Below are 16,378 nucleotides of genomic sequence, written 5' to 3'. Positions count from 1 at the left end.
CACCAAACCCTGCTTCCCAACAACCCCAACAACCACACCCTCCCCAAAGGGAAGACCTGACTGCCACAGCTGTGTACTCACAGACTTGTTTAGTGGCCTAAGCAACCAACCACTCATCGTGGCCGATCCCTCAGGACCCAACAACGTGCTACACACCACACCCCATAACCCAGACACGTTCCACACCACACCAACACCCACAGCAAAAACTGTGAACATCTTCAGGGTTGTACTAGCACCAGGCCACACGGCCGGCATGAACTAAATGATGTTCCACCCTTGAGCAGTCACCCCACGAACACTCGCCGTGGAAAGTAACTACCTTCTCACCACAACCACAAGACCCATAACGGGAAGTAGTTGCTTAATTGGTGTGAAGTGCTCCTTAGAAAGGAGGTGATCCAGCCGCACCTTCCGGTACGGCTACCTTGTTACGACTTAGTCCCAGTTACCAGTCCCACCTTCGACGGCTCCTTCCCACAAGGGGTTAGGCCACCGGCTTCGGGTGTTACCGACTTCCGTGACTTGACGGGCGGTGTGTACAAGGCCCGGGAACGTATTCACCGCAGCGTTGCTGATCTGCGATTACTAGCGACTCCAACTTCATGGGGTCGAGTTGCAGACCCCAATCCGAACTGAGACCAGCTTTTGGGATTCGCTCCACCTCGCGGTATCGCAGCCCTTTGTGCTGGCCATTGTAGCATGCGTGAAGCCCAAGACGTAAGGGGCATGATGATTTGACGTCATCCCCACCTTCCTCCGAGTTGACCCCGGCAGTCTCCTATGAGTCCCCACCATCACGTGCTGGCAACATAGAACGAGGGTTGCGCTCGTTGCGGGACTTAACCCAACATCTCACGACACGAGCTGACGACAACCATGCACCACCTGTATACCGACCCAAAGGAACACCCATCTCTGAATGCGTCCGGTATATGTCAAGCCTTGGTAAGGTTCTTCGCGTTGCATCGAATTAATCCGCATGCTCCGCCGCTTGTGCGGGCCCCCGTCAATTCCTTTGAGTTTTAGCCTTGCGGCCGTACTCCCCAGGCGGGGCGCTTAATGCGTTAGCTGCGGCACAGATCACGTGGAATGTGACCCACACCTAGCGCCCAACGTTTACGGCATGGACTACCAGGGTATCTAATCCTGTTCGCTCCCCATGCTTTCGCTTCTCAGCGTCAGTAATGGCCCAGAGACCTGCCTTCGCCATCGGTGTTCCTCCTGATATCTGCGCATTCCACCGCTACACCAGGAATTCCAGTCTCCCCTACCACACTCTAGCCTGCCCGTACCTGCCAGACCCGGGGTTAAGCCCCGGCTTTCACAGCAGACGCGACAAACCGCCTACAAGCTCTTTACGCCCAATAATTCCGGACAACGCTCGCACCCTACGTATTACCGCGGCTGCTGGCACGTAGTTAGCCGGTGCTTCTTCTGCTCCTACCGTCACTTTCGCTTCTTCAGAGCTGAAAGAGGTTTACAACCCGAAGGCCGTCATCCCTCACGCGGCGTCGCTGCATCAGGCTTTCGCCCATTGTGCAATATTCCCCACTGCTGCCTCCCGTAGGAGTCTGGGCCGTGTCTCAGTCCCAGTGTGGCCGGTCACCCTCTCAGGCCGGCTACCCGTCGTCGCCTTGGTGAGCCATTACCTCACCAACAAGCTGATAGGCCGCGAGTCCATCCTTGACCGAAAAACTTTCCACCCCACACCATGCGATGCGGAGTCATATCCAGTATTAGCACCAGTTTCCCAGCGTTATCCCAGAGTCAAGGGCAGGTTACTCACGTGTTACTCACCCGTTCGCCACTAATCACCACCAGCAAGCTGGCAGATCATCGTTCGACTTGCATGTGTTAAGCACGCCGCCAGCGTTCGTCCTGAGCCAGGATCAAACTCTCCGTAAAAAAACAAACTCTTTTAACAAGAGAAGTTCAATACCCAACTATAAAAAACTACAAAATCGCTGACCACAATTTCCCCGGGGGAGGAAAACACGGCCAACTAAACAAACTTGGCATCATTTTTTAGCACGCTGTTGAGTTCTCAAAAATCGGACACACACCAAACACACCACAAACAAACCTGTTTGCAACACCATTTGGGGCAACCCAGCCAACTTTACTACCGCGCACCCTCACAGTCAAAAGCCACGTTCAACCCACCAAAACAGTGAGGAACCACAAACTTCATCAACCCATGCCGCGTATGTAGCGAGACAAGACCAATCTCATCCACCAACCCCGGGACCAGCCAACCAAGCAACTTCTTGCTAATTGTCCGTGCCTCCCTGTCGGGCTGACAAAGAGAACATTACGGTCCGACTGCTTCAGTGTGCAAATCGGCTGGTCAGGAGCTTTCGGACGGCAACCAGGCACCGAGGACGGGCGTCCAGGGGTGGACCTCAACGTGTGTGACGAGACCTTCGCGCTGAAAGGATCACCCTTCAATTGCGCACGAACACCCTCTGCGTGTTCACCGCGAACGATGAGCAGCGCCCCTGGCTCGGAAGCCTTCAATGGGCCGCTCAACAGCAGAGCGCCTTCCGCGGCTAAGCCGGCGAGGAACTGTCGATGAGCCGGCCGATTGGTGTCGAGCGCTGACGCGTCGTCGGCATAGACGTAGTTGACGGCAAAAATATGAGTCATCCGGGTCTCCCTATGGCTGGATTGCGTCGAGTGCTGCGATCAGGTCACGCAGCAAGTCATCCGCGGATTCGATCCCGACGGAAAGTCGGATGAGCTCTTCAGGCACTGTGTGAACTTCCGCTGCGTGCCGACGGCGTCGTTCGATCTGCGATTCAACGCCACCCAGGCTCGTGCTGTGCGTCCAGAGCGAGGTCGCCGCGCATACCGACTCAGCACCTGCCGCACCCCCGATCACTTCAATGCCGACGATGGCGCCAAAGCCGGGATAGCGCACCCGGGTAACAGCTGGGTGGTCGGCAACGCCAGCAGCAATGGCTTGCGCGTTCTCGCCAGCTCGCTCAACCCGCAGACTCAGAGTGCGGATGCCGCGCAGCGCCAACCACGTTTCCATTGGTCCCGGAATCGCACCTCTGCTGCTTCGGTGAGTATGCAGTTGCTCCCCAAAGCGCTCTCCAGACTCAGTCTTGGGGGTGACGGTTGCCCCCATCACCAAGTCCGAGTGGCCAGCCAAGTATTTGGTGACCGAGTGAACGACGACATCTGCCCCCATCGACAGCGGCTGCTGCAGAAGCGGCGTCGCAAAGGTGTTGTCACACATCACCCAGGCGCCACGCTCATGCGCTGCCTCAATGAGCGTCGGCAGATCTGCAACTTCAAGCATCGGGTTGGTTGGCGATTCGGCCACCAACGCATCGGCCCCATCCAGAGCAGCAACAACCTCGCTCGTATCGGAGATATCGACGCGCCGCAGTTGGATCGCCCCGCTATTGGCTAGGTCATCCAACAATCCCGTCGTCCCGCTGTATGCGTGATGCGGCGCAACGACAACGCCACCGTGCGGCACTTGCGCCAGGACTGCAGAAATGGCGGCCATCCCGGACGCGAAGGCCAGAGCCCGACCTCCTTCGAGATCACCCAAAACGGCTTCCAGGCCCGACCACGATGGGTTGTCCACACGCGCATAACTGACGTCGCCATCAGCTAGGTAGGTCGAGGTGAACGTCACTGACGGGTTCACCGCCGCTCCAGGCTGGTGGGCCGGGCGGCCCAGGGAAACCACGCGGGTCGACGGGCTCAAACCAGCAGAATCTTGCACGCTCACACTTCGCTCTCTTCGCTCTGTCGCGCCCGGTACGCCGCAGCGGCGACCCGATTACTACACGTCGTCCCGCAAAATCTTCGCGATCGGTTGCGGGATAGATCCACGTAGACATTGTCACAGTCATCTGCGTCGCACGTCTCGAGCCTGCTGCGCTCACCGGCACGCATCACATCGATCAGAGCCATAGCCGCTTCGACCGACATCCGAATTGCTAGCGGGCTCTCCTGCGTCGTGGCATGCGGATGCCAGTCGAACTCATCGTGGCGCACCAACTGCGGCAGGGCCTTTCCCTCGCGAAGCAGTGCGTTGATGCCCTCTGCTTGCTCCGCCTCGTCGGCTAGCCAAATCGCGCGCAGCCGTGGGCGCAAAGCACGCACTTGCTTTAACTCCGCGGCATCCCCAGCAAAGAAGCCAGTCCATCGGTGTTGCCGCACGAGGTCAGCGAGATCAGCCAACGTCGTCAAGGTGTCGGGCTCGGACGCCGTGTTGATCAGCACTTCTGCGGCGACGAGAGCGTCTTCCGTGTCATGAGCAAACTGCACTTTGACTCCTGATGGGTAGATGGCTTAACGTCAGGAGTGTAAGTGCTGATGACTCATGACGATCAAGTTCTTCTGTCCCCAGCATCCCCCATACCTCGAAGGAGGACCACCCATGGACCGCACGATGCGCACCGGCCTGGCTCTCGCACTCATCTCCGCAGCAACCTTTGGCACCTCAGGAGCTCTCGGCAAACCACCGATGGAGTCGGGCTGGAGCCCAGTTGCTGCCGTCACTGCCCGCGTGTTGATCGGGTCGATCCTCTTGGCGATCCCGGCCGCATTCGCCATGCGTGGTCACTGGTGCAGTTTGCGTCGCGGGTGGAGCTCCATCGTGCTGTTCGGCATGTTTGCCGTGGCGCTGGCTCAGGTCGCCTTCTACCAGGCAGTTCAGTACATCCCGGTTGGCGTTGCGCTTTTGCTGGAGTACCTCGGCATCATCGTTGTTGTCGGCTACCTGTGGTTGCGTCATGGTCAACGGCCCCGCCCGTTGACCATCCTGGGCTCCGGCCTGGCGCTCATGGGCTTGGTGCTCATCCTCGATGTCTTTGGCGCCATGGCTATCGACGTGCGCGGCGTGCTCTGGGGCCTGTTGGCTGCTGTTGGACTGGCGTCATACTTCGTGATCTCCGGCGACGACCGCTCCGGCGTCCCCCCGGTTGCCGTTGCCACCGGCGGCCTGATGGTCGGCGCACTCGGCCTGATCTTGGCCAGCGGGTTGGGCTTGGCGTCGTTTGAGTGGAGCACCAACGACGTCCCGCTGGCTGCCACCGAAGTGCCTGTCTGGGTGCCCTTGGCTGGCATTGGCGTCTTCGCTGCAGCGCTTGCGTATGCGTTTGGCGTGGCTGGTGCTCGGCGACTCGGCTCCAAGTTGGCCTCGTTCGTCGGACTGACTGAAGTGATGTTCTCGGTGCTGTTTGCTTGGGCACTGCTCGGTGAACTCCCAAGCGTGATGCAACTGCTTGGCGGAGCATTCATCGTGGCTGGCGTTGTCGCCGTTAAGGCCGATGAGCGGCCCGAGGTGATGGTCAAACCAACCGCAGAAGCACCTGTCCTCACCGCCGCGTGAGCGAGGTCACGAAATGTCCTAGGGGCGTTGAAGGTTTAGTTACTGTGCCTTTTCAAGAATCTTCAACGCCCCACGTGACTGGCCCGTCGGCCAGTTCGGAATCAATGACCCCCGTGCGTGAGCCGTCCCGCCTGTCTCGTCTGCTGCTCTTTGGCGCCCTCGTCGCCATCGGCCCGCTGACGATCGACATGTACCTCGCGGCTTTTCCCACGATCGTTTCCGACCTCAACACCACCGAGTCCGCAGTTCAGTTGACGCTGACTGCCACCTTGGTCGGCTTGGCCCTAGGGCAGTTGACGATTGGGGCCATCTCCGACGCAGTCGGTCGGCGGATTCCGCTGATCACGGCACTATCGGCCTTCGTGCTGGTCTCGGTTTCGATCACCGCCGCTGACACGATCAACTCCCTGATCATTTTGCGATTCCTGCAGGGTTTCACGGCAGCTGCTGGCATGGTGCTCAGCCAGGCCATGGTGCGTGACCTGTATTCGGGCTCCGTGATGGCGACCTTTATCTCGCGTCTGTTCCTCATCGTGGGCGTCGCCCCGATTTTGGCACCCAGCATTGGCGCACAGTTCTTGCACTTCTTTGAATGGCACTCGATCTTCTGGGGCCTGGCCATCTTTGGCCTCGTGCTTGTTGGCCTGTCTCTCTTTATGGTCAAGGAGACGCTGCCGACCGAGCGTCGCTCAGCCAAGGGCCCCAAGCCCGTGATCGCCTCGTATGGCGTGTTGGCCCGTGACCGCCGCTACGTCGGCCTGGTCTTGACTGCGGCCACCGCGATGGGCGCTTTGTTTGCCTATATCTCCAGCGCACCGTTCATCTTCCAGGACCTCTACGGCATGAGCACCCAGGAGTATGCACTGGTGTTCGCAGCCGGAGCAGGCTCGCTGACCATCACGAGCCAGATCAACGGTTCGCTCGTCAAGCGCCATCACCCGGCCAACATCATGCGCATTGCTTTGCCGGTTGGGGTTGTCGTGGCAGTAGCCCTGCTGATCGCCTCGCTGCTTGACCTTGGCGTTGTCGCCACCGTCGCGGGCGTCATGGCAATCATGGGTGTCGTCGGCTTCATCATGCCGAACTCTCCCGTGATCGCCCTGAACGACCACGCTCGTCGCGCCGGTGCCGCAGCGGCGGTGTTGGGCGCTAGCAACTTTGTCTTCGGCGCCATCATCGCCCCGATCTCCGGAGCCTTTGGTGCTGCAAGCCCGGTCACGATGGCGGGCGTCATGGTTGGCTGCTTGAGCGCTTCCACGTTCTTCTACTGGACGCTGGCCCGACCTAAGGACATCGTTGCCACCATGGAGTGGGAGCGCGCCTAGCCGCTCGGCCCCAAACGGCACCGACAAAGCCCTCATCAGCTTGCTGGCGTGGGGCTTTCGTCGTCTCCAGCCCCGGGAGCCTCTCCCTGAGAAACGATCTCCAAGAGCCGAGAGAAGATCCGGTGCAAGTGCACGACGTCTGCCTCTGGTAACCCGCGCAGGAGCGTGTTTCGCTGGATTCGGCCGACGGCGTCGAGTTGCTCCAACACCGCGACGCCGTCGTCGCTGAGGGTCAACATCACGCGGCGACGATCCCTCTGATCCGGCGTGCGGGCAACCAGGCCTTTGACAACAAGCCGATCAATGAGGCCACTGATGGTTGGTGTCGAAACCTCTAGCAAATCTGCCAAGCCTTGCCCCGTCATACTTGTGGCTCCGTGCAAGAGCCCCAAGATCTGAACTTGTCGCAGGGTCAACTCACTGGGGTAGGCGATCGCCCCGGCCTGGCGCAACATTAAACTACGTAGTTGCTGCTCAACGGATGCCAAGTCGGCTTCGAGTTGGTCACGGCTCGCATTCTCCGACAAGACGACTGCTCCATTTCACCTGGTGGATTCACACTGAGACTTTGATTAGCCGCAGGCTAACTATCAGGTGCATAATAATGCTGAAAATACCGTGTCCGCACCACGCGAGGATCCCTCGATGACAAAACTGACGATGTTTAGCGTGCGCAACCGCGCCCTCATCGCCTTGACCACACTCTTCGCCATTTTTGCTGGCCTCTGGTCGGCTAATGTGCTGCCGCGAGAGCTCTTCCCGTCGCTACAGTTCCCCGTCTTGGTTGTTGCCACGCCAGTCCCGGGAGCCAGCGCCGCAGTTGTTGAGGAGCAAGTAAGCGGACCGATGGAGGACGCCGCGCAAGGCATCCCAGGCCTCGTCGAAGTGCAGTCGACCTCGAGCGATGGCTTCTCCGCGGTGACCCTCGAGTTGGACTACGGCACAGACCTTGGCGCCGCCCAGACCAACCTGCAGCGTCAGATCTTCTCCGTGCAGGGCCTGCCGGATGACGCCAGCCCCTCGGTCTTTGCCGGAAACATCGACGACTTCCCCATCATCCAACTCTCGGCGACCGGCGGCGAGGACCCCACTGACCTGGTGCGCCGGCTCAACGAACTGGTGATTCCAGACATCGAAGAGCTGGATGGCGTGCGCGGAGTCCAGTTGACCGGTGTAGCCACTCAGGTCGTCAGCGTAGATCTCGACGAAGAGGCCGCCACCGCTGCTGGCGTGAACGCCGGAACTGTTGCTTCCGTGCTGCAAGCCAACGGCGTCGTTAGTAACGCTGGCACCGTACTGGATGGCGACACCGAGTTGCCGGTGCAGGTCGGCACCCGGTTGAACTCGGTTGACGACATCGCCAGCCTGCCGGTCGTTGCTCCAGCGGCCGCTACCGCGCCAACCGCCCCCGACGCTGCCGATCCCAATGCCGCCGAGCCTGACATCGCACCAGCAGCAGCGCCGTTGCTGGGCGACATCGCGACGGTGGAACTGCGCGATCAGGAGGCCACGGCATACACCCGCACGAATGGTGAGCCCAGTGTCGGCTTGCAGATCACGAAGACACCAGACGGCAATGCCGTTGACATCTCCAACTCTCTGGATGAGTTGATCCCGGAGCTGGAGACGCTGCTTGACGGTGGCGAGTTAACCATCGTGTTTGACCAGGCCCCGTTCATTGAGCAGTCGATTGAGGACCTCACCACCGAAGGGCTCCTTGGCCTCACCTTCGCCATCCTCGTGGTGCTGGTGTTCCTGCTCTCTGTGCGATTGACCCTCGTCACGGCGCTGTCGATCCCGCTGTCGCTGCTGATTGCCTTGCTTGGTTTGCAGATCGCCGGGTATTCGCTCAACATCCTGACGCTTGGCGCCTTGACCATCGCCATTGGTCGAGTCGTGGACGACTCGATCGTGGTCATCGAGAACATCAAGCGACACATCGCTCGAGGCGGAAACCGGCTCACTGCCATCGTCGACGCCGTGCGCGAAGTGGCCGGTGCTATCACCTCGGCTACCGCCGCAACCGTCGCTGTCTTCCTGCCGCTTGGCTTGGTCAGCGGCCAGGTCGGCGAGCTCTTCCGTCCGTTTGCGTTCACTGTGGCGATTGCCATGATTGCGTCGCTGTTTGTAGCGCTGACCATTGTCCCCGTGCTGGGCTACTGGTTCTTGGGCCGCAGCGGCGGAGCATCGCAAAGGACTTGGACCGGGAAGAAGACGCACCGGACAAGTTGCAGAAGGCCTACTTGCCCGTCTTGGCGCGCTCGCTGGCGCACCCGGTCATCACGCTCGCGGTGGCTGGTCTGGTCTTGGCCGGGACGGTCGGGGCAGGCACCTTGCTGAAGACGGACTTCATCGGCAGCGCCGACGGCGACACCTTGACCGCCACCATCACCCTGCCTACCGGCACTGAGTTGGCCTCGACCGACGAGACTGCTCGCGAGGTCGAGGCATGGTTGGGCGATCAGGATGAAGTTGAGTCCTACCAGTCGACCGTCGGATCCAGCGGTGGCATCGAAGCCGTCTTCCTCGGCGGCGGCAGCAATGCGGCCACCGTGGCCATCACCCTGGTCGAAGACTCCGACGGGGCCGCTTTCGCTCAGGCGTTTGAGGACGAGGCACCCGTTCCCAGCGACGCTAATGTCGCTGTCACCGGTGCACAGCAGCAGCCCGGCTCCTCCAACCTGGAGGTCGTGGTCAGCGCTGCCGACTCAGATGACTTGATGACCACAGCTGCACAGGTCGTCGATGTGGTTGAAGAAGCTGGCGGCACTGATGTCACGAATAACCTCGCTGACACCGTGCCCTCTTTGCGGGTCACTGTTGAACGTGAAGCCGCGGCCGCCGCTGGTTTGACCGAAACCCAGATCGGGCAGATCGTCAGCTCGGCATCGACTGGCAGCACCGTTGGCCAGGTTGAGTAGGGTGCCGACACCTATCTGGTCAACGTGTCTCAAGGCGAAGCCCCGGAGACAGTGACCGACCTGGAGGGACTCGTCATCGGCGCATCACCAGCCGGTGCCTTGACCCTGGATGATGTCGCCGACGTGGAGTCGGTGGATGAACTGGTCCGGATCACCCGGATCGATGGCCAGCGCAGTGCTTCGATCACCGCAGTCCCCACTGGCGACAACTTGGGCGCACTGACGGCCGACCTCACTCAGCGACTTGCTGATTTGGATGGCCCGAGGGCGTGACCGTTGAGCTCGGTGGCGTTAGCTCTGACCAGGAAGACGCCTTCGCCAGCCTGGGTCTAGCACTGCTAGCTGCCATTGCGATCGTTTATCTCGTCATGGTGGCGACCTTCAACAGCCTGCTTCAGCCGATCCTGCTGCTGGTCTCGGTGCCGTTTGCTGCAACGGGCTCGCTGGTCATGCTGCTGATCACCGGCACCCCGCTGGACGTCGCGGCCATGATCGGCATGTTGATGCTGATCGGTGTGGTGGTCACGAATGCGATCGTGTTGATCGACCTGATCAACCAGTACCGCTCTCGCGGGTATGGCATCCATGAGGCTGTCGTTGAAGGTGCCCGTCACCGTTTCCGCCCCATTCTGATGACCGCATTGGCGACGATCTTTGCGTTGACTCCGATGGCGCTCGCGGTCACTGGCGGTGGAGCCTTCATCTCCCAGCCACTCGCGATCGTGGTGATTGGTGGCCTGATTAGCTCAACAGCATTGACCTTGATCTTGGTCCCGGTGCTGTATGAGTTGGTCGAGCGGGCCAAAGAGAGGCTTGCCGAGCGGCGCATCGCTCGTCGAGGCAAGCACGAGGCGAGCGATGACGACAGCGCTCCAGCGCCCGCCTAAACTTCGGCATGAATGACTAGTGGCAGAGCCTCCCTCGCGTGGGGCTCTGGCACGAAATTGCGCGGCTGCCGATGCGTTTCCAGGCGACGTCACCGTCTCAACGGCTGAGTACTGGGTGCAGGACGATGGCGGCAACTACACCATCATCCGCCTTGAGGACGACTACTCGATGGCCCTCGTGGGCACCCCCGACCGCAAGTCGATCTGGCTGTTAGCCCGAGACAAGGACGCCTTCTCCTCGACGCTGGCCGGCGAATACGTCGAGACGGCTAGAGAGCAGGTCTTTGAGGTCGACAAACTGCTCGTCGCTGACTGGGACAACCGCGTGATGTTGGAAGAAGCCCGCGACAACGACTGACCCGCACAGATGAGGCCCGCCCGGACATATCCGGACGGGCCTCATCTCATGTGGTGACTCAAGGTCTCAGTCGGGGATAACGCCCCAGCCCTCAGGTCCGTCCGAGCCTGCTGGGTACTCCTGCAGCGGGACATCGCCTGCCGACCAAGCCTTCAGCACGGGATCCACGATGCGCCAGCACTCTTCGGCAACGTCGCCGCGGATCGACAACAGCGCGTTGCCGTCCATGATGCCGCCCAGCACCTCGCCATACGGGAGCATGCGCGCCTTGCCCAACTCGGCGAAGAGGCTCTTTTGCTCCAACGCGAATGGGTCGCCCTCGGCGTTGATGGCCAATTCCAGCGTCAACGCACCGGGCTTGAGTTGCAGGATGAGGCGGTCGGGCTGGTTGTTGTCCTTCAGACCTAATGGCAGGTGCCGTGGTGACCGGAAGGTGACGATGATTTCCTTGCTGACCTCGCCGAGAGCCTTGCCACTGCGCAACACAAAGGGGACGTTCTTCCAGCGAGCGTTGTCGATCCCGACGACAATTTCCGCAAGCGTCTCGGTCTCACGGCCAGGTCAACACCCTCTTCGCTGGAGTAGTCGGGGATCTCTTTGCCGTCCACGGTGCCGGCGCTGTAGCGGGCGCGTCGGGAGGAGACGGTCGCGTCGTCGTTCCATAAACTGGTAGCCCGCAAGAGCTGTGCCTTGAGCGACTGCACCTCATCGGCCGTCAACCGTGCAGGTGCCTCCATGGCAAAAAACGCCAGGATCTGCAGCAGGTGTGACTGGGTCATGTCCTTGAGGGCACCAGCACTGTCGTAATAGCCAGCGCGGCCCTCCAAGGCCAGCGTTTCGTCATAGTTGATGTCGACTCGCTCGATGTGATCAGAGTTCCAGATCGGCTCCATCAACCGGTTGGCGAAGCGCACGCCCATCAGGTTGAGCACCGTTGCCACACCAATGAAGTGGTCGACGCGGTGAATGCGCGACTCGGGCACGACGCGCAACAGTTGAGCATTGAACTCAGCCGCCGACTCCGGGTCATGGCCAAATGGCTTCTCCAGCGCCAACCGGGTGTCGACCGGTAGATCCATCTTTTCGAGCAGAGCAGAGAGCTTCATCGAGATCTGCGGCGGCAGCGCGAAATACATCACGATGGGGCCCTCGAGGTCAGCCAGCACACCATCAAGTTGCTCTTGCTCCAACACATCGGCCTGGTAGTAGACCGCTGTGGTCAGCAATTGCTCGATGCGCTCTTGTGGCAGCTCGGCCGACTCCATCGCGGTGCGGAACTTGTCATGCCACTCGTCCTCGGAGATGGCCTCACGCGCTGCGCCGACCACGCGGACCTTGCGCCCGGGCTCGACCGCCAGCAAGGTGCCCAAACCAGGCAGCAGCAACCGGCTCGTCAGGTCACCTGAGGCGCCAAAGATCAAGAGTGTGGTGGTCTCATCTGACATCGGTGTTTGTCTCCATTGATAGGTGAGTATGTCTTGCGTTGCCCTAGTCTCTCAGGCTCGGTGAGCACTCGGCTGCTGCTGCGGGTATGAAACACTGACCGGGTGTCAGAATCCTGGGTGGAGAGCAACGTAGCCCTAGCCTTTGGCGTGCTTTTGTGGTGGCCATCTTGCGCGGTCAAGCAACCTATTGGATTGCTCGCAGTATCACCGAGCAGGCGCTTCGACACACAGCGCCGCAAGAAGGGTGGCGTGCCGACGTGCACGCCTGGCTGCAAGGCGAGGGCTTGTCGCGCGGCCGAGCCTTGATTCAGCGCTGGGGCCTCGTGGCCGTGCCGCTCTGCTATCTGACCGTCGGCTTTCAGACGCTGGTTTTGGCTGCGGCCGGTGTGATGCGGTTGCGCTGGGCGTGGTTCACCCTGGTGCAGATCCCCGGCTCGATCGCCTGGGCCACGATTTACACCACGATCGGCTTCGCCGTATGGCGCGCAGGGCTAGCCGCGGCTGCTGGCTCTCCGTGGGGGTCTCGGTTGTGTTGGTGATCATTGTGGTGCTGGTCGCCACTGGGCTGATGCACCGGGTTAAGAAATCACGTCTTTCTTGAGGAAGTGGCGGTAGGCCAATGCGGTCAGCACCACCGCATACAACAGTGCCCACATGACGCCGGGCACCAGTGCGGTGAAGTCAGCGTTGGGGGTGAACAGTGAGACCCATTCGCGGTTGTAGTGCGTGGGCAGTGCATGCCGCCAGTCGCCCAGGGCCGAGAGTTGGTCCAAGATCGCGGAGACAATCACTGCGATCACCGCGATGCCGACAGCGGCCAAGGGGGCATCTGAACGGACACCGGTCCAGAGCGCGAGGGCCGCAAAGGCAACTGCACGATGAAGACATAGAGCGCGCCGAGGCCCAGACGGGTCAGGGTTTGGCCCCAATCCAAGGAGCCAGCATCGCCCAAGGTCAACGGGCCAAAGCCATAGAAGACACCACCGACCAGCAGCACCCAACCCAAGAGGACCGCGGTGGCCAGAGCGGTGAAGAGCAGACCGACAGTGAGCTTTGCAGTCAGCAGTCGGCCGCGCGGCACTGGCGCAATCAACAGATAGCGCAAGGATGACCAGGATGCTTCCGACGGCACCGGGTCACCGACAAAGAGCGCAGCCACGATCAGCAGCAACAACTCCGAACTCACGAGCAGCAAGAACAGCGCGAAGTTGCCAGACCCCGCGGTGGCGAGATCAGCGAAGTTATCGGGCCGCCCGCCGCCATTGTCGCCGCCCACGGCGAAGGCTGTGACGACGATCAACGGCAGCGCCAAGATGATCCCGAAGACCCACTTGGTGCGCAGCCGGGATAGTTGGCGTTGGGCTTCAACTTTGAGGCGGAGGGCGTGCGTCTCTCTCCGGCGCACCGCCTGGCGTGGCCGTTGAGTTCTCGGTTTCTGTGCTCATCGGGCCCTCACCTGGTTGAGACGGGTATCGCCAGCAGCGCCCGCGATGGTCGAGAGGAAGACGTCTTCCAGGAGCGCCCTTCCTCGACGCCAATTTCGGCGACTGACCCGGTCGCCAACACCTTGCCCGCGTGCATCACGACAACGTGCGAACAGGTCATCTCGACTTCAGCCAGCAAGTGACTCGAGACGATGACCGTGCGCCCAGTTGCTGCATAGTCCTGCAGCATTGGGCGCATCGCTGCGATCTGGGGCGGGTCGAGTCCGTTGGTGGGCTCATCGAGGATCAGCACCTCAGGCATACCGAGCATGGCTGCGGCGATGCCCAGGCGCTGACGCATACCTTGGCTGTAGGACTTGACCGGGCGGTGCACCGAGTCGGAGAGCGCCGCCGCATCGAGTGCTTGCTCAAAGTGCGCTTCCTCGACCGGTCGGCCAGTGGCGGCCCAGAGCGCGTGCAGGTTTTGCAGACCAGTGAGGTGTGGCAAGAAGCCGGGTCCCTCGACCAAGGCGCCAACCCGTCCGAGGACGGGTGAGCCAGCGCTGACCTGGTGACCGAGCACGTGCACGGTGCCGTCGTTGGGCGCGATCAGCCCCATCACCATCCGCAGCGTGGTGGTCTTTCCTGCGCCGTTGGGCCCAAGCAGGCCGACGACTTGCCCGCGCTCGGCCCGCCAGGTCACGTCCTGGACGGCCTTGTGCCCGTCCGGGTAGGACTTAGTCAGACCGGAGACCACCAATGGCACATCGGCGATCTCGGCGTCGAAGGCGGCTGGCTGATGCCGCGAGCGCCAGACGAACACGCCAATGACGAGCAGCACGAGGGCCAGGGCAATCGCCACACCCCGGCTTTCGGCGTTGAACCACCCGGGCGCTGCTTCGGCGGGAGCGGGCGCCGTCGGGACGGTTAACCCGGCGTCGGTCACGGCGATCTGGTCAACGCGTGTCTCGTCAGGGCTGGCAAACGCAGAGTCGGTGGCGGAGACGACGACCTGGAGTCGGCTGCCAGCGTCGACCTGCCAGGTGGCCATCGGCAGTGCCACCGTGATTTCGGTGCTTTCACCTGGCGTCACATCAGCCTGGACGGGCGCCACGAGGCGGCGTGGCAGGACTGGTTGGCCGCTGCTGACCTCCCACACCGAGAGGAACAGCGTCGTTTGGTCGGCATTGGAGGTGACGTCCAAAGTCACCTGCGGGGCACCCACGATTGTGAGGTCTTCGGTGAGAGGCTCGGTGGCATAAATCGTTGATTGCCCAGGAATCGCTGAGAGCAATTGGGTGCCAAAGCCGCCGAGCGCACCGAGTCCGGGCAGTGCCGTATTGGCCTGCGGCACACCGCCAGGTGGGTTGATCAGGCCTGGAAGGCTGGTGGCGTCAAGACTGAGTGGCAGATCTGCCATGCCCACATCAGTCGTCGGCGGGTAGGTGTCAGCGGAGGCAATCTCACCGTCGGACTCCTGCGTGGGCGGCATCGCATAGCTAAGGTCGGGACGGGAAGCGAGTCGGTCGTCACACCTTCGTCGCTCAGGGTCGCCTCAAGCCAGGGCAGCCAGTCGGTGTCAGCACCGGCGGTAGTCGACGCCGTCAGGTCAGTGGTCTCGGTTGCGTCGTCTTCGCCCCCGAAGCCAAGCCCTCCGTCGACAGCAGCCGTGGCCCCGTCGTGACCGCCGTTATACCAACTGACCGCGACCGGGATGCCAGCGTCTTGTAGCGCGCGGGCATTTGCATCGGCTTGGTCGAGGCCAAACAGCGAGTCGGACATGCCTTGGATCAGGTATGTCGGGGCCTCGATATCCGCCAACACCGGGGCAGGGCTATGGTCGCTCAGCAGCGTCAGGAGTCCATCGCTCGGCTCGCCAGTCTCGGCTGCGCTCAGGAAGAGGTCGCAGACCTGCGGGTCAAAAGATCCGCATCCACTGGGGTCGCCCGCAACGACGCTGGTGAAGAAGTTGGAGGCCCACCAGGCTTTAAAGGGCCAGGCTGATCGATCGGCTCATTGGCGAAACCAGCCTGGTCGGGGTTTTGGATGGCGGACTGTGGGAAGAACGCGTCGCCTAGGTCGTTCCAGGTGATGGCCGCGACGACGGAATCCACGCGGTCATCAGCGCCAGCACTCATCAGGGCGGCCGCTCCCCCATAGCTGCCACCAGCAACGGCTACCCGAGGGTCGTCATTGCCGTCCTGCACGACTGCGTCATCGCTGGCCAGCACATCGATCAGGGCTGAGACATCAGCGATCTCAAAGTCGGGGTCGTTGAGGTGGACCCGGCCACCGGAGGCACCGAAGCCGCGGGCGGTGTAGGTGAGCACCACATACCCAGCAGACTGCAGGTCAGCGGCTTGCGCGGCGACGGAGTCTTTGCTGCCGCCGAAGCCATGCGCGAGGACGACGGCTGGGGCGGGGGTTTGCGCTGGATAGAAGGTGTCCACATCCAACTCGACGGTTGAGCCGTCCGACTCATCGCCCACCGCAACCGTGGATGTCGTGGGCTCAGCCGCGCTGGAGTCATCGCTTTCAGCGGCCTGCGCCAGTGGTGCGGTCACGCCGACAGCAGCAAACAGCGAAACCCCTGGTGCAGCTCTAGCCCACCGAGTGAGTCGGTGGGCTGGGCGCACCAGGGGTTTCATCACGCAGAGCA

19 protein-coding genes and 1 rRNA gene are annotated in these 16,378 nt (G+C 61.5%); 8 read left to right on the top strand and 12 right to left on the bottom strand.

From position 1 onward, the window contains the following. Window positions 1-389: 389 nt before the first annotated feature. The 4 genes from L0A91_RS14120 to L0A91_RS14105 form a co-directional block, all read right to left on the bottom strand. Window positions 390-1,908 (bottom strand): 16S ribosomal RNA (locus L0A91_RS14120). Window positions 1,909-2,193: 285 nt separating this feature from the next. Continuing rightward, window positions 2,194-2,649 carry a YciI family protein gene (locus L0A91_RS14115; protein ID WP_235245008.1) on the bottom strand — a complete coding sequence of 152 codons (456 nt, stop codon included), beginning with the start codon at window positions 2,647-2,649 and terminating at the stop codon, window positions 2,194-2,196. 10 nt (window positions 2,650-2,659) lie between these two features. Continuing rightward, window positions 2,660-3,751, bottom strand: a complete 1,092-nt coding sequence (locus L0A91_RS14110; RefSeq protein WP_235245007.1) for a PLP-dependent aspartate aminotransferase family protein — start codon at window positions 3,749-3,751, stop codon at window positions 2,660-2,662. Further along, window positions 3,748-4,293: a CGNR zinc finger domain-containing protein gene (locus L0A91_RS14105; RefSeq protein ID WP_235245006.1), complete on the bottom strand. Its 546-nt coding sequence runs from the start codon at window positions 4,291-4,293 to the stop codon at window positions 3,748-3,750. The genes L0A91_RS14110 and L0A91_RS14105 overlap by 4 nt, the downstream gene beginning before the upstream one ends. 112 nt (window positions 4,294-4,405) lie before the next feature. On the opposite strand from L0A91_RS14105, the gene L0A91_RS14100 reads away from it, so the two are divergent. Then, window positions 4,406-5,359, top strand: coding sequence for a DMT family transporter (locus L0A91_RS14100; protein WP_235245004.1), 954 nt, complete (start codon window positions 4,406-4,408; stop codon window positions 5,357-5,359). A gap of 44 nt (window positions 5,360-5,403) precedes the next feature. After that, window positions 5,404-6,684 (top strand): multidrug effflux MFS transporter, encoded by a 1,281-nt coding sequence (locus tag L0A91_RS14095; protein ID WP_235245002.1) that lies wholly within the window; start codon window positions 5,404-5,406, stop codon window positions 6,682-6,684. Between the two features lie 35 nt (window positions 6,685-6,719). On the opposite strand, the gene L0A91_RS14090 is transcribed toward L0A91_RS14095, so the two are convergent. After that, window positions 6,720-7,211: a MarR family winged helix-turn-helix transcriptional regulator gene (locus tag L0A91_RS14090; RefSeq protein ID WP_235245001.1), complete on the bottom strand. Its 492-nt coding sequence runs from the start codon at window positions 7,209-7,211 to the stop codon at window positions 6,720-6,722. 118 nt (window positions 7,212-7,329) lie between these two features. On the opposite strand from L0A91_RS14090, the gene L0A91_RS14085 reads away from it, so the two are divergent. The 5 genes from L0A91_RS14085 to L0A91_RS14065 are packed head-to-tail and all read left to right on the top strand — an operon-like array spanning window position 7,330 to window position 10,850. Continuing rightward, window positions 7,330-9,024 (top strand): efflux RND transporter permease subunit, encoded by a 1,695-nt coding sequence (locus L0A91_RS14085; protein WP_235245000.1) that lies wholly within the window; start codon window positions 7,330-7,332, stop codon window positions 9,022-9,024. Then, window positions 8,937-9,605, top strand: coding sequence for an efflux RND transporter permease subunit (locus tag L0A91_RS14080; protein ID WP_235244999.1), 669 nt, complete (start codon window positions 8,937-8,939; stop codon window positions 9,603-9,605). The genes L0A91_RS14085 and L0A91_RS14080 overlap by 88 nt, the downstream gene beginning before the upstream one ends. Window positions 9,606-9,629: 24 nt before the next feature. Further along, on the top strand, window positions 9,630-9,878 hold the full coding sequence (locus L0A91_RS14075; protein ID WP_235244998.1) for a hypothetical protein: 249 nt from the start codon (window positions 9,630-9,632) through the stop codon (window positions 9,876-9,878). Further along, a complete protein-coding gene (locus tag L0A91_RS14070) occupies window positions 9,875-10,492 on the top strand; it encodes an efflux RND transporter permease subunit (protein ID WP_235244997.1) in 618 nt (205 codons plus the stop codon). Before L0A91_RS14075 ends, L0A91_RS14070 begins: the two co-directional genes overlap by 4 nt. Before the next feature lie 19 nt (window positions 10,493-10,511). Then, window positions 10,512-10,850 carry a lipocalin family protein gene (locus L0A91_RS14065; protein WP_235244996.1) on the top strand — a complete coding sequence of 113 codons (339 nt, stop codon included), beginning with the start codon at window positions 10,512-10,514 and terminating at the stop codon, window positions 10,848-10,850. 66 nt (window positions 10,851-10,916) lie between these two features. Here L0A91_RS14065 and L0A91_RS19245 read toward each other — a convergent pair whose 3' ends face one another. Next, a complete protein-coding gene (locus L0A91_RS19245; protein WP_311198168.1) occupies window positions 10,917-11,369 on the bottom strand; it encodes a hypothetical protein in 453 nt (150 codons plus the stop codon). Then, window positions 11,255-12,295, bottom strand: a complete 1,041-nt coding sequence (locus tag L0A91_RS14060; protein WP_311197850.1) for a hypothetical protein — start codon at window positions 12,293-12,295, stop codon at window positions 11,255-11,257. Before L0A91_RS14060 ends, L0A91_RS19245 begins: the two co-directional genes overlap by 115 nt. 167 nt (window positions 12,296-12,462) lie before the next feature. Between L0A91_RS14060 and L0A91_RS14055 the strand changes: the two genes are divergently transcribed. Further along, window positions 12,463-12,834, top strand: coding sequence for a hypothetical protein (locus L0A91_RS14055; protein WP_235244995.1), 372 nt, complete (start codon window positions 12,463-12,465; stop codon window positions 12,832-12,834). Between the two features lie 39 nt (window positions 12,835-12,873). Here L0A91_RS14055 and L0A91_RS14050 read toward each other — a convergent pair whose 3' ends face one another. From L0A91_RS14050 to L0A91_RS14030, 5 genes are all read right to left on the bottom strand, one after another. Beyond that, window positions 12,874-13,116 (bottom strand): hypothetical protein, encoded by a 243-nt coding sequence (locus L0A91_RS14050; protein WP_235244993.1) that lies wholly within the window; start codon window positions 13,114-13,116, stop codon window positions 12,874-12,876. Beyond that, the gene (locus L0A91_RS14045; RefSeq protein WP_235244991.1) at window positions 13,092-13,700 is read right to left on the bottom strand and encodes an ABC transporter permease; all 609 of its coding nucleotides are present in this window, start codon (window positions 13,698-13,700) and stop codon (window positions 13,092-13,094) included. The genes L0A91_RS14050 and L0A91_RS14045 overlap by 25 nt, the downstream gene beginning before the upstream one ends. Before the next feature lie 47 nt (window positions 13,701-13,747). Further along, a complete protein-coding gene (locus L0A91_RS14040; RefSeq protein WP_235246639.1) occupies window positions 13,748-15,139 on the bottom strand; it encodes an ATP-binding cassette domain-containing protein in 1,392 nt (463 codons plus the stop codon). Continuing rightward, window positions 15,091-15,543 (bottom strand): hypothetical protein, encoded by a 453-nt coding sequence (locus L0A91_RS14035; RefSeq protein ID WP_235244990.1) that lies wholly within the window; start codon window positions 15,541-15,543, stop codon window positions 15,091-15,093. The genes L0A91_RS14040 and L0A91_RS14035 overlap by 49 nt, the downstream gene beginning before the upstream one ends. Window positions 15,544-15,611: 68 nt before the next feature. Next, entirely contained in the window at window positions 15,612-16,367 is a 756-nt protein-coding gene (locus L0A91_RS14030; RefSeq protein WP_235246638.1) for an alpha/beta fold hydrolase, read from the bottom strand. Window positions 16,368-16,378: the final 11 nt, after the last annotated feature.

The sequence above is a fragment of the Ornithinimicrobium sp. INDO-MA30-4 genome (assembly GCF_021535045.1).
GTDB lineage: Bacteria > Actinomycetota > Actinomycetes > Actinomycetales > Dermatophilaceae > Ornithinicoccus.
This window is presented reverse-complemented; position numbering and strand designations above follow the sequence as displayed.